The organism is Pseudomonas sp. 21615526 (assembly GCF_013386245.1).
In the GTDB taxonomy this organism is placed as follows: domain Bacteria; phylum Pseudomonadota; class Gammaproteobacteria; order Pseudomonadales; family Pseudomonadaceae; genus Aquipseudomonas.
In genome coordinates this window covers 41193-54177 of record NZ_JACAOM010000097.1, presented here as the reverse complement: position 1 = coordinate 54177, position 12985 = coordinate 41193, and the positions used below count along the sequence as shown (strand labels likewise).

The 12985-nt window shown below is 62.7% G+C and carries 11 protein-coding genes; 7 read left to right on the top strand and 4 right to left on the bottom strand.

Features of this window, described 5'->3' with window-relative positions; all coding sequences use genetic code 11:
• The 3 genes from rocD to HX786_RS24825 all read left to right on the top strand — a co-directional run.
• Positions 1-1212: ornithine--oxo-acid transaminase (gene rocD, locus HX786_RS24835; RefSeq protein ID WP_306172583.1), on the top strand; the 1212-nt coding region annotated here is incomplete at its 5' end.
• Positions 1209-3860: an aconitate hydratase AcnA gene (gene acnA / locus HX786_RS24830; RefSeq protein WP_178912722.1), complete on the top strand. Its 2652-nt coding sequence runs from the start codon at positions 1209-1211 to the stop codon at positions 3858-3860. The genes rocD and acnA, both read left to right, overlap by 4 nt.
• Positions 3853-4566 (top strand): transporter substrate-binding domain-containing protein, encoded by a 714-nt coding sequence (locus HX786_RS24825; protein ID WP_003214641.1) that lies wholly within the window; start codon positions 3853-3855, stop codon positions 4564-4566. The genes acnA and HX786_RS24825 overlap by 8 nt, the downstream gene beginning before the upstream one ends.
• On the opposite strand, the gene HX786_RS24820 is transcribed toward HX786_RS24825, so the two are convergent.
• The gene (locus HX786_RS24820; RefSeq protein WP_177035985.1) at positions 4563-4925 is read right to left on the bottom strand and encodes an NUDIX hydrolase; all 363 of its coding nucleotides are present in this window, start codon (positions 4923-4925) and stop codon (positions 4563-4565) included. The genes HX786_RS24825 and HX786_RS24820 overlap by 4 nt on opposite strands.
• Before the next feature lie 141 nt (positions 4926-5066).
• Between HX786_RS24820 and HX786_RS24815 the strand changes: the two genes are divergently transcribed.
• Positions 5067-6047, top strand: a complete 981-nt coding sequence (locus HX786_RS24815; protein WP_102369304.1) for a Gfo/Idh/MocA family protein — start codon at positions 5067-5069, stop codon at positions 6045-6047.
• 36 nt (positions 6048-6083) lie between these two features.
• The gene (locus tag HX786_RS24810; protein ID WP_003214647.1) at positions 6084-6722 is read left to right on the top strand and encodes a ribonuclease T2; all 639 of its coding nucleotides are present in this window, start codon (positions 6084-6086) and stop codon (positions 6720-6722) included.
• 6 nt (positions 6723-6728) lie between these two features.
• Here the strand turns inward: HX786_RS24810 and HX786_RS24805 are convergent, their stop codons facing one another.
• Genes HX786_RS24805 through HX786_RS24795 form a run of 3 tightly spaced genes read right to left on the bottom strand, consistent with a single transcriptional unit; the run spans position 6729 to position 10018 of the window.
• On the bottom strand, positions 6729-7571 hold the full coding sequence (locus HX786_RS24805) for a metal-dependent hydrolase (RefSeq protein WP_003214649.1): 843 nt from the start codon (positions 7569-7571) through the stop codon (positions 6729-6731).
• A gap of 15 nt (positions 7572-7586) precedes the next feature.
• The gene (locus HX786_RS24800; protein ID WP_003214652.1) at positions 7587-8486 is read right to left on the bottom strand and encodes an SDR family oxidoreductase; all 900 of its coding nucleotides are present in this window, start codon (positions 8484-8486) and stop codon (positions 7587-7589) included.
• On the bottom strand, positions 8483-10018 hold the full coding sequence (locus tag HX786_RS24795) for an NAD(P)/FAD-dependent oxidoreductase (RefSeq protein WP_003214655.1): 1536 nt from the start codon (positions 10016-10018) through the stop codon (positions 8483-8485). The genes HX786_RS24800 and HX786_RS24795 overlap by 4 nt, the downstream gene beginning before the upstream one ends.
• A 303-nt stretch (positions 10019-10321) precedes the next feature.
• On the opposite strand from HX786_RS24795, the gene HX786_RS24790 reads away from it, so the two are divergent.
• Positions 10322-11320, top strand: a complete 999-nt coding sequence (locus HX786_RS24790) for an alpha/beta fold hydrolase (protein ID WP_177117205.1) — start codon at positions 10322-10324, stop codon at positions 11318-11320.
• 318 nt (positions 11321-11638) lie between these two features.
• Positions 11639-12919 (top strand): alkane 1-monooxygenase, encoded by a 1281-nt coding sequence (locus HX786_RS24785; protein ID WP_087694132.1) that lies wholly within the window; start codon positions 11639-11641, stop codon positions 12917-12919.
• Positions 12920-12985: the final 66 nt, after the last annotated feature.

Below are 12985 nucleotides of genomic sequence, written 5' to 3'. Positions count from 1 at the left end.
CGGCAGGACATCCCCACCATGCACCCCAACCCGGCAATCACCCTCGAAAACCAATTCTGCGCCCACAACTATTCCCCCTTGCCGGTGGTGATCGTCAAGGGCGAGGGCGTCTGGGCCATTGGCGATGATGACAAGCGCTACCTGGACATGATGTCGGCCTATTCCGCCGTCAGCCACGGCCATGTCCACCCGCGCATCCGCGCCGCCGCCGTGGCGCAGATCGACAAGATCAGCGTGGTGTCCCGGGCGTTCTACAGCGAACCCTTGGGCAACTTCCTCAAGACCTTGTGCCGCATCACGGGCTTCGACTCGGCCCTGCCGATGAACAGTGGCGCCGAAGCTGTGGAAACCGCGATCAAGGCGGCGCGACGCTGGGGCTACCGGATCAAGGGCATCCCGGCCAATCAGGCCAACATCGTGGTGGCCGACAACAATTTCCACGGCCGCACCTCGACCATCGTCGGCTTCTCGTCGGAGGCGGACTACAAGGCCGACTTCGGCCCATTCTGCAACGGTTTCACCGAGGCGCGCTTCGGTGACATCGAGAGTTTCCGCCAGGCCATTACCGCCGACACCTGCGCGGTGCTGATCGAGCCGATCCAGGGCGAGGCCGGCATTCGCGTGCCGCCCGCAGGTTTCCTGCGGGAACTGCGCCAGCTGTGCGACCAGACCAACACCTTGCTGATCCTCGATGAGATCCAGTCCGGCCTGGGCCGTACCGGCAAGTGGTTTGCCTTCCAGCACGAAGGCATTCGCCCCGATGCATTGATCCTCGGCAAAGCCCTGGGCGGCGGGATCATGCCGGTGTCGGCGTTCGTCGCTGATCATTCGATCATGGACCTGTTCGACGCCGGCAGCCACGGCTCGACCTTCGGCGGCAACCCGTTGGCGGCGGCCATTGGCCTGGAAGCGTTGAAGGTGCTGGAAGAGGAGGGCTTGATCAATAACAGCGCGCAACTGGGCCACTACCTGGTGGAGCGCCTGAAGGCCATGCACTCGCCGGCCATCCGCGAGATTCGCGGGCGTGGCTTGTGGGTCGGCGTGGAACTGGACCGCGATGCGCGGCCCATCTGCGAAGCGCTGCTGGCCGAAGGGCTGCTGACCAAGGAAACCCACGAAAACGTACTGCGCATCGCACCGCCGTTGTCCATTACCCGCGAAGAACTGGACTGGGGCCTTGAGCGTATCGAGCGGGTATTCAAACAGCTATGAGTGAGTATCTCAGTCACCTCGACATCGACGGCCAGCGCTTTGCCTGGATCGACCTGCACCAGTTGCTGACCCCGACGCAACTGCAGCGCCTGCCGTATTCCGTGCGCATTCTCCTGGAAAACATTGCCCGCTGCGCCCCGGCTTCGTTGCCACAGGTAGCGGCGCGGGCCATCGGCGAAGGGCCGGATTGCGAGGTGCCGTTCCAGCCCAACCGGCTGATGTTCCACGACACCACGTGCCTGCCGGCCCTGGCGGATTTCGCCGGCATGCGCGATGTGGTGGCCGAACTGGGCGGTGATCCCCGGGCGGTGAACCCCTCGATCCCGGCGGTGCTGACCATCGACCATTCGGTGATCGTCGAGCACTACGCCGAGGCGGGCGCGGTGGATGCCAACCTAGACATCGATTTTCGCCGCAACAGCGAGCGCTACCGTTTTATCAAGTGGGCCCAGGCCAGCCTGGATAACTTCAAGGTGATCCCGCCGGGCACCGGGATCATCCACCAGATGAACATGGAGTCCATCGCCCAGGTGGTGTGGGAAAGCGCGCCGCGCAACGGCCACGTGCTGTTGCACCCCGACTGCATGGTCGCCACCGACAGCCACACGCCGATGATCAATGCCATCGGCGTGCTGGGCTGGGGCGTTGGCGGGCTGGAAGGGCAGGCGGCGATGCTCGGCGAACCGGTGCCGATTCCTTATCCGCAGGTGGTGGGCATTCGCGTCACCAATGCGTTGCGCGACGGCGTGACGGCCACTGACCTGGCACTGACGGTGACTGAACTGCTGCGCCGGCGCAGCATGGTCGGCAAGTTTGTCGAGTTCACCGGACCGGGCCTGGCGTCCCTGAGTTGGGCGGCGCGGGGCACCGTGGCGAACATGGCGCCGGAATACGGTGCGACCGTGGTGTTTTTCCCGTTTGATGACGAGACGCTGGCGTACCTGACCCTGAGTGCGCGCCCGCAGGCCTTGATCAACAAGGTCTCGGCCTACATGTCGGCGCAATCTCTGTGGCGCCGGGACGACGATCCCGAGCCGGTGTTCGATGAGTTGATCGAGCTGGATCTGGCGCAGGTTGAACCGAGTGTCGCCGGCCCGCATCAGCCCCATCAGCGCCAGTCCCTGGCCCAGGCCGGGGCGTCGTTTCATCAGCATGTAAGCGCGCAAAAGCAGGATTTCTTCGAGCCGTCATTCCAGGTGCCGATCACCCATGGCGCGGTGGTGATGTCGGCCATCACCAGTTGCACCAACACCGCCAACCCGGCGCAGATGATCCAGGCCGGGCTCTTCGCCCGCAACGCCCGCGCCCGTGGGCTGACGCGCAAACCGTGGGTCAAGACGTCGCTGTCGCCAGGCTCACGGGTGGTGGCCGATTACCTGGAAGCCGCCGGCTTGCTGGAGGATTTCGCCGCGCTGGGTTTCGACCTGGCGGGCTTTGGCTGCATGACCTGCATCGGTAATTCCGGCAGCCTCGAACGCCATGTCGAGACCTTCGCCGAGCAGGGCTTGAAAGGCGTGGTGGTGCTCTCGGGCAACCGCAATTTCGAAGGCCGGGTCAACCCGAAAGTCCCTGCCGGCTACCTTGCTTCGCCCGCGTTGTGCGTGGCCTATGCGATTGCCGGCAGCATCGACACCGACCTGTCGGCCCAGCCGCTGGCGATGGATGCCCACGGCCAGCCGGTGTTCCTGCATGAGTTGATGCCCAGCGAAGCCGAGGTGGCCGCGCAAGTGGCGGCGGTGGTGCGCCCGGCGCTGTTTCACCAGCGCCAGGCACTGCTGTGGCAAGGCACTCACCATTGGCAGGCGCTGGAAGCCGACGCCAGCGTGCAGTTTGCCTGGCACCCGGCCTCCACTTACCTGCGCCGCCCGCAGTACCTTGCCGGGGTAACGCCGGTGCCGGCCGCGTCCTTGGCCATCAGCAACGCCCGGGCTTTGGTGGTGCTGGGGGATAACGTCACCACCGACCATATCTCCCCGGCTGGCACGATTCCGGCCGACAGCCTGGCCGGGCACTGGCTGCGGGAGCGCGGTGAAGCGCTGGCGGACCTCAACCAGTATTCGACCCGGCGCAGCAACCACGAAGTGATGGTGCGCGGCGCGTTTACCAACCCGCGCCTGAACAATCTGCTGTCCTGCGACCAGCCCCCGCGCCAGGGTGTCTGGGCCTGGAATGCCGACCGCAGCGACTACCTGCCGCTGTACCTCGCCGCGCAAAGCTACGCCGGTACACCCACCGTGTTGTTCGCCGGGATCAACTACGGTGCCGGCTCCAGCCGCGACTGGGCAGCGAAGGTCCTGACCCTGCTGGGGATCAAGGTGGTGGTGGCCCGCAGCATCGAGCGAATCCATCGCAGTAACCTGATCGGCATGGGCGTGTTGCCGCTGGTGTTCGACGAAGGCGCATCGGTGCAGGACTTGAACCTCGACGGCAGTGAGTCCCTGAGCTTCCTCGGCCTGGACGCGTTGCAGGTCGGCGAGAACCCGATCACCTTGCAGATTGACCGCGCCACCGGTGAAACCACGCGTACCACCCTGACCTTGCGCCTCGACTCGTTGCAGGAGGTTGGTTACCTTGAACACGGCGGCGTCTTGCCCTTCGTCATTCGCAAGACCGTGCAAAGAACCGTTCAAGGAGCGCGTAATGATTGACCCGCAGGTACTGCAACAACTGGCCCCCGAGGGTGTGCTCAGGGCTGCCATCAACTTTGGCAACCCGGTGCTGGCCCAGCGCGGCGAGGACGGCCAGCCCCAGGGCGTGTCGGTGGCGCTGGCCAGGGCCCTGGCCGATGAGTTGGCGGTCGACCTTGAGTTGATCACTTTTGATGCGGCGGGCAAGGTCTTCGCCGCGCTGGGCGATGACCGCTGGCGCGTGGCATTCCTGGCCATCGAACCGGTGCGCGAGCAGGAAATCGCCTTCAGCGCGCCCTACGTGATCATCAAGGGTACGTACCTGGTGGCGGTGGATTCACCCCTGGGCAGCGTGACCCAACTCGATGCTCCGGGCCAACGCATCGCCGTCGGCCAGGGTGCCGCGTATGACCTGTACCTGAGCCGCACGGTGCAGCATGCCGAACTGGTACGCGCGCCGACCTCGGCGGGTGCCGTAGACCTGTTTATCGAGCAAGGCCTGAACGCCGCGGCCGGGGTTCGGGATTACCTGCGAACCCGGCTGGATGAGCGCTGGCGCCTGCTGGAGGATGACTTCATGAGCATCAGCCAGGCGGTCGCGGTACCGGTAGCGCACGCAGCCGCTGCCGCGTTCGTCAAATCCTTTGTCGAACGGCAGAAAGCCAATGGTCTGGTAAGACAGGCGTTGTTGTGCAGCGGGCAAAGCCCGGAACTGGCGGCGCCTTAGAGACGGCGCAGGAAGGATTTGACGATTTTCTGGGTGGCCTGGGTGGTGTCCAGGTCATCCAGGCGACTGTAGGGATGCCACTGGCATTCCTTGATTTCACTCAGGGGCCGGGCATCTTCGATATTCACCACCGACGCCTCGAACACATGGTGCAGGGTGTCGCTGGCCTTCAGCTCCTGCAATAACAGCAAACCGTCCACGTTCAGCCCGGTTTCCTCTTCCAGTTCTCGTGCGGCAGCACCTGCCGGGCGCTCATGGCGCTCGACCTTGCCGCCGGGCAATGCCCATTTCGATCGGGCTTTACGCACGAACAGGATGTGCCCGTCGTGCTCGCAAATCACCGTGGCCCTTATTTTCATCGTCTGTGCCCCCGCAGCTGGATGATTGTCATAAAAGTGTAATGCAATTGTCATGCTCAGTCTTTATCCGGCAGGGTGGAGAGGGGGCCGGAAAACACCGATACTGCCCCATCGAAAAAAACTCACCTGAAGGAGATGCAGATGAACACCGTACGCTGGGGCATGATCGGCTGTGGCGATGTCACTGAACTCAAGAGTGGACCCGCCTTCTACAAAGCGCCAGGTTCTGCGCTGGTGGCCGTGATGGGGCGGCGCGAGGAGGCCGTGCGCGATTATGCGGCACGCCACGGCATTGCCCGTTTCTACACTGACGCCCAGGCGCTGATCGACGACCCGGAAGTGGAGGCGGTCTACATCGCCACACCGCCCGACAGCCACCTCGAATACAGCCTGATGGTGGCCGCTGCCGGCAAGCATTGCTGCGTCGAGAAGCCCATGTCCCTGAATGCCGAGCAAAGCGCGCTGATGCAACGCACCTTCGAACAGGCCGGGCTGCACCTGTTTGTCTCCTATTACCGGCGTTCCCTGCCACGCTTCCAGCAGGTGCGGGACTGGCTGCAGGACGGGCGCATCGGCGAATTGCGTCATCTGACCTGGACCCTGTGCAAGCCGCCTTCGGAAGACGATGCCAGCAGTGCCAACTGGCGCACCGACCCGGCGATTGCCGGCGGCGGGTATTTTGCCGACCTGGCCAGCCACGGTTTTGACCTGTTCCAGTACCTGGTCGGGGATATCGTCGATGTGGCCGGGTTTACCGCGCGCCAGGCCGGGCGCTACGCCGCCGAAGATGCCGTCACCGCCTGCTGGACGTTCGCCTCGGGCGCGCTGGGCATGGGCTGCTGGAACTTTGTCGCCGACCGGCGCGAAGACCGGGTGGAGATGATCGGCAGCAAGGGCCGCATCACGTTTTCGGTGTTCGATGAGGCGCCGTTGCGGCTTGAGGGCGAGACCAGCGAGGTGCTGGAGGTGCCCAACCATGCACATATCCAGTGGCATCACGTGCTGGGGATGAATGCGCATATTCGTGGCGAGAGCAAACACCCGGCACTGGCGATCGAGGCGTTGAAGACCGACCGGGTCATGGACCGGGTGCTACAACGTAACCCCAACCTGGCGGTCTAGCGGTGCTTTGATTTTGTCTTTTTAAGGAATGAACGGATGAAAATGAAAGCAGCCTGGATTGTGCTTTGCCTGGCGTTGGCCGGGGCCGCGACAGCAGCACCACGGGCCCAGGGGCAGGCCGGGGAGTTTGACTTTTATGTGTTGTCGCTGTCCTGGTCGCCGACCTTCTGCCTGACGCACCCGGACGACCAGCAGTGTTCGGGCAAGGGCTACGGTTTTGTCCTGCATGGGCTGTGGCCGCAGTACGCGAAGGGCGGCTGGCCGGCTTCGTGTGAGCCGCAGTCGCGCTTGTCGGATGCAGACTTCGCCCGGGGCAGGACGCTGTTCCCGTCGCCCAAACTGCTCAGGCATGAATGGGCCAAGCACGGCACCTGCAGCGGCCTTGAGGCTTCGGCTTACCTGGACAAGACCGATGCAGCGCTCAGCGTGGTCAAGATCCCGCAGCAGCTTGAGCCCTTCAATGTCCGAAGCGGCCTGGGCGCGCGGGACATCGAAGCGCTGTTTCGCGAGAGCAACCCGGCCATGGGCAACCATGGCCTTGCGGTGATCTGCAAGGGTGCCGTGCTGACCGAGGTGCGGGTGTGCCTGACCAAGGACCTGGCGTTTGCCGGCTGCCCGCGCAGCGTCAAGAGCCAGTGCCGGGATGGCGATATTCGGATCCCGACCCAGCGCTAAGCGGACTCAGGCGGGCCCATAACCTTTATGGGCCTGCTCGATCTCCTCCACCAGGCGGTCAATGCCCGCCAGGCGTGCCCGGTTGTCGTGGTCCCAGGGATGGAACCCGGGCTTGAAGTAATGCAACCAGGGCAGCGCCATGCGCGGGAACACGCCCTTGGGTCCGTACAGAAACTTGAGCATCCGCCAGAAGCCCTTCAAATGCCCGCCCGAACGCCGGTCGGCAAACAACAGGCGCAGGTGAAAGTCCAGGATCGTCAGCCAGAACAGCCCCGTGGTGATGAGCATGGTGGAAGTGCGCAGCAGATAACGCTTGGGCCCGGGCTTGATCACGCTGTTCCACACATCAAACGCCACCGCCTTGTGCTCGGTTTCTTCCAGGGCATGCCAGTACCACATCTGCTGGTAACCCTTGACCGAATCCCCGAACCGCGACGGGTCGCTGAGGAGGATTTCCGCGAGCATCGCGGTGTAGTGCTCCAGGGCAATGGTCACCGCCAGGTTGAAGGAGGCGGGCAGGTATTTCTTTTGCGCGTCGAGGATCATCTTCAGCCGACGGTCGAGGGTATTCGCCGGCAGCCCTGCGGCTTGCAGCAGGTCGTTGTAGGCCACGTGCTCGCGGCTGTGCATGGCTTCCTGGCCGATGAAGCCCTGGATTTCTTTCTTCAGCTCCGGGTCTTCGATGCGCTGGCGGTAGTGACGCACGCTGTCCATGAAGAACAGTTCGCCCTGGGGAAACAGCAACGACAGTGCGTTGAAAAAGTGGGTAATGAACGGGCCTTGTTCATGCCAGTCCTTGATGCGTTCGGCCGGCAGGGCAAAACGGAGGTCGCGGCGAATCGGCAGCATGGTCGGTACTCCAGTTCAGAGACGGTGCTCTTCGTTGGTTTCAAGGACGGGCGAGGGCGCATTGCGTTGCTTGGGCGCCATGCGTTTGCTGGCGAGCACCACCAGCGCTTGATAGGCGGCAGGCAGGCAGCGCGCGAGCAGGTCCAGAAAATAGGCGTCGCGGCCAATCAGCACGCGGCGTTTGTTTTTGCGTACGCCTTGCAGGATCACTTTGGCGGCCTGGTCGGCGTCGGTGATGAACAGCTTTTCGAAGTCGGCCCGGGCCTGCTGTTCGCTGTGGATCAGGAAGCCGGTCATGTTGGCGTCGATCCGGCTGCTGCGGCAGATGTCGGTGCGGATCCCGCCAGGGTGCACGCAGGTGGCCGAGACCCCGCTTTTTTGCAGGTCGAGTTCCTGGCGCAAGGACTCGGTAAAACCACGCACGGCGAACTTGGTAGCGTTGTAGCCGCTCATGCCCGGCTGGGCGAACAGGCCGAACACGCTGGAAGTGTTGACCACATGCCCGTCGCCGCTGGCCTTGAGGTACGGCAAAAAGGCCTTGGTGCCGTACACCACGCCCCAGAAGTTGATCCCGACGATCCATTCCAGGTCGGTGTAGTCCACGCCTTCGACGGTGCTCGACAGCGCGACGCCGGCGTTGTTGAAGATCAGGTTGATCTGGCCATGTTCGGCGGCGCATCGGGCGGCCCAGTCTTCCACGGCCTGGCGCTCGGAAACGTCCAGCACCTGCGAGGTGACCAGCACCGGTGCAAGCACCTGGGCCTTGATCAGTGCGACGGTCTGCTCCAGGCCCTGGCTGTTTTTATCCGCCAGCGCCAGGTGGCAGCCTTCACGCGCCAACGCCAGGGCCAAGGCGCGGCCCATGCCGGAAGCGGCGCCGGTAATGGCCGCCACGCGGCCGTTGAATGACTTCATGACAGGCTCCCTTCTGCGGTGGTGTGGGGCGTTGCGGCCGGGCGCGCGGTGGACGGTATCGGCACCAGGCTGGCGACGTAGTCCTTGAGGGCGAAATGCCGGGTGACCTGCTTGAAACGCCAGGTGGAGCCGGGCCACAGCGTGGTGTTCTTGCCGGTGCGTGGGTCGAGGTACCAGCTCTTGCAGCCGCCGGTGGACCAGATGGTGCCGTTGAGTTTTTCCTGCAGCCTGGCGTTGTAGGCCAGTTCCACCGCCGGCTTGACGTCCACCGTGGCGATGCGATGACGCTGCATTTGCTGCAGGGCATCGAGGATGTAGGTGACCTGCGCCTCGATCATCAGAATCATCGAGTTATGCCCCAGCCCGGTGTTGGGGCCGACGATCAGGAACAGGTTCGGATAACCCGGCACCGTGGTGCCCAGGTAGGCGTGGGCGCCGTCTTGCCAGGTGTCCATCAGGTCGATGCCGTGGCGCCCGATGATGCAGTTGCGGGGCAGCGGATCGGTGGCCTGGAAGCCGGTGCCGAAGATGAGGCAGTCAGCCGGGTGCTTGATGCCGTCGGCGGTGATCACCCCGTCGGCCTCGATGCGCAGCACGTTGTCGGTTACCACCTGCACATTGCTGCGGGACAGGGCCGGGTAGTAGTCGTTGGAGATCAGCACGCGCTTGCAGCCGATGGTGTAGTCCGGCGTCAGGGTCTTGCGCAGGGAAGGGCGGGCCACTTGTTTGTGCAGGTGGCGCACGGCGATTTTCTGCACCATTTTCATCAGGCGCGGGTGCAGGGCAAAGCCCACCACGCGGCCTTCCAGTGCCCAATAGAACGCGCCGCGTACCAGGCGCTGGGTGAACGGCAGGTGCTTGAAGGCCCAGCGCTCGAAGCGTGAAATCGGCCGGTCGGGCTTGGGCATGATCCACGGCGGGGTGCGCTGGAACAGGTCCAGGTGGGCCACCTGCGGCGCAATCTGCGGCACGAACTGAATGGCACTGGCGCCGGTGCCGATCACCGCCACGCGCTTGCCCTTCAATGAATACTCGTGGTCCCACTGCTGGGAGTGGAAGCGCTTGCCCTTGAAGCTGTCCAGGCCCGGAATATCCGGCAGTGCCGGGCGCGACAGGCCGCCCATTCCCGACACCAGCACCCGCGCACTCACCTGGCGGCCATTGCTGAAGCTCAGGCTCCAGCGCTGTTGCGCCTCATCAAATACCGCCTTCTCCAGGCCCATGCCAAAGCGCAGGAACGGCGCCAGTTCGAAGCGCCGGGCGCACTGCTCCAGGTAGGCGCGAATCTCCGCCTGTGGCGCAAATTGACGGGTCCAGTCCGGGTTGGGCGCAAAGGAAAACGAATAGACATGGGATTGCACGTCGCAGGCGCAACCGGGGTAGTGGTTGTCCCGCCAGGTGCCGCCGAGAGCATCGGCCTGTTCGGCAATAAAGAAGTCGTGAAACCCGGCTTCCTTGAGTTTGATCGCCATGCACAGCCCGGCAAATCCGGAACCGATGATGGCGATGTCGATGGTGTCATGGGCATTCATAGGCTGTCCCTCGTGGGCCGGTGGCGCCTTACGGGTGTCGACATCGGATGTGCTCCTTATTTTTGTTTTGGCTTTTTAGATAGAACACCATTGCAAAGGAAAATTGAATTATTTATTTTAAAAAAGATTTTAAATAATCTACCTGAAAATATCGTCTAGGCTACGACCCAGTTCCTCATGTGCGACTTATCCGACGGACGAGAGCTTGTACGCACACAGTTAAGGTCCAGGGTGGACGATGGCTGAGGCCTTGACCAATACCGGTCGGGCCGCCAGCAACGCAGGGATGCAGAGGACCGAGCTATGGCTGTCGAGTGGGTTGTCGCTGCGGGTGTGTGTGTAGGGTTAAGCGTAGTGTTGTGGGCCTTCAGTGCCCGGATGACACGGCGTATAGAGGCTGCTGTTCCGATCAACGGGCGCTTTCTGGAGATCAACGGCGAGCGCTTTCATTATGTAGACGAGGGCAAGGGCCCACCGCTGGTGATGATCCACGGGCTGATGGGCAGCAGTCGCAACTTGACGTACGCCTTGTCTGCCCAATTGCGTGAGCACTTTCGAGTGATCACCGTGGATCGTCCGGGGTCGGGTTATTCCACCCGGCATTCCGGCACGGCCGCGGACCTGCCTGGCCAGGCCCGGCAAGTCGCCAGCTTTATCCAGACGCTGGACCTGGATAAGCCGCTGGTGCTGGGGCATTCCCTCGGCGGGGCGATTGCCCTGGCACTGGCCCTGGACCATCCCCACGCGGTGTCCGGATTGATCCTGGTGGCGCCCCTGACCCATCCCCAGCGCCTGCTGCCGCTGGTGTTTATGTCGTTGGCGATACGCCCGGGATGGCTGCGACGCTTTATGTCGCACACCCTGACCATGCCGATCGGATTGCTGACCAAAGGCTCGGTGGTCAAGGGCGTGTTTGCCCCCGACCCGGCCCCGGAAGACTTCGCCACCCGTGGTGGCGGCTTGTTGGGCATGCGGCCCGAGAACTTCTATGCCGCCTCCACCGAGATCAACCTGGTCAACGATTTCCTGCCGGACATGGTCAAGCGCTACCCGCAGCTGACGTTGCCGATCGGGCTGATCTATGGCGCGCAGGACAAGGTGCTGGATTTCCGCAAACACGGGCAGGCCCTGGCCAGCCTGGTGCCGGGCCTGAAGCTGCAGCTGGTGGAAGGGCGCGGGCATATGTTGCCGATCACGGCCACCGAGCGTGTCGCGGCGATGGTCGAGCAGATAGCCAAGCGCGTCCGGCCGCCGGAAAGCGCCACGGTGTTGCACCCGCCGTTTGCGTTGGCGAGTAAATAATTGTGCGACTGAAACCGCGGTTCGAACTCGTCAATGCTTGCCCTAGACACCTGACCAAACGGCTGAAAAAGAGACTGCCCGGTCACGTTCAAAAGGGTTCAAGAAACTAGTTGACGACCTAACGATTCCGCGCTATTTATTTAAAAAAATTATTTCAATGTCTAATTTGAAACAATTTTTGAAATGCCTAAGAGCGAATAAAATAATGAAAAAAACGCCTTTTATCGCATGGTTGAATTCTCGGGGCAGTCACCGCTCCGTGTACCTGTCCAGTGTTGATTTTTGCTCCCTGCCTACCTGCGTCGTGCGGAGGCTGCCATGAATCAGACCCTGGCTGCCCCGAACGTCTGGACCGACGGCAAGCGCCACCTGTGGTGGCTCGGCATCATGCCCCTGGCAACCCCAATTCTCTCTGGCGCCCTGGCCATCACTACCGGCGTGCAACAACTGTGGTGGGTCGGTGTGCTGGTGATCTTCGGCCTGATCCCGCTGATCGACGGCCTGCTGGGTGAAGACGTCAGCAACCCGCCCGAGTCCGCCGTCAGCAACCTCGAATCCCAAAGCTACTACCGCTGGATCGTCTACACCGGCGTGCTGTTTGTCATCTCATCCCTGGTGGTCACCGGGTGGCTGGCCGCAGGCGGCATCGACTGGATTATCAATGGCGGCCTGTTGCATGCCACCGCCACCCTGGACCCGTCGAGCTGGCTGGCGAAAACCGCCGCGTTCATCACCGCGCGCACCGAGCTGCATGGCGAGGTGAGCTGGTTCACCTACCTGGGCATGGCAATGTCCACTGGCGCTGCCACCGGCATCGCCATCAACACCGCCCATGAGCTGGGGCACAAGCCGCGCCTGCTGGAAGTCGTGCTGGCCAAGATCACCCTGGCGCCGACCTTCTACGGGCACTTCTACACCGAACACAACCGTGGCCACCACGTGCGCGTCGCCACCCCGGAAGACCCGGCCAGTTCGCGGTTGGGGGAGAGCTTCTGGGCCTTCCTGCCGCGCTCGGTATGGTTCAGCGCCCGCTCGGCGTGGAACCTGGAGCGTGAACGCCTGCGCAAACTCGGCCTGCCGGCCTGGCACTGGAAGAACGCCGTACTCAGCGCCTGGATGTACAGTGTGGTGTTGTGGGGCGCGATGATTGCCTGGCTGGGCGCGGCAGTGATTCCATTCCTGATCATCCAGGGCATCTACGGTTTCTCGCTGCTGGAAGTGGTGAACTATGTCGAGCACTACGGCCTGAAACGCCAGAAGTTGCCCAACGGTCGTTATGAACGTTGCTCGCCACGCCATTCCTGGAACAGTAATCGGATTGTCACCAATATCTTTCTGTTCCAACTGCAGCGGCACTCCGACCATCACGCCAACCCAACCAGAAGTTATCAGTCACTGCGTCATTTTGATGAATCGCCGCAACTTCCATACGGTTATGCCAGCATGATTGTCTGGGCGTATGTGCCGTACTTGTGGCGACGACGCATGGATCACCGGGTACTTAATCATTACGCCGGGGATATCACCCTGACCAATCTTCAACCTTCACAACGTTTGAAGTACCTGGAGAAGTACAGCAACACCACCAGACCCTTCTAACGAAACAGTCAGTTGTAGGGCGTACTCGGGATCTGTGTATCGCGCAGGTTTTCATCGCCCGGGCTT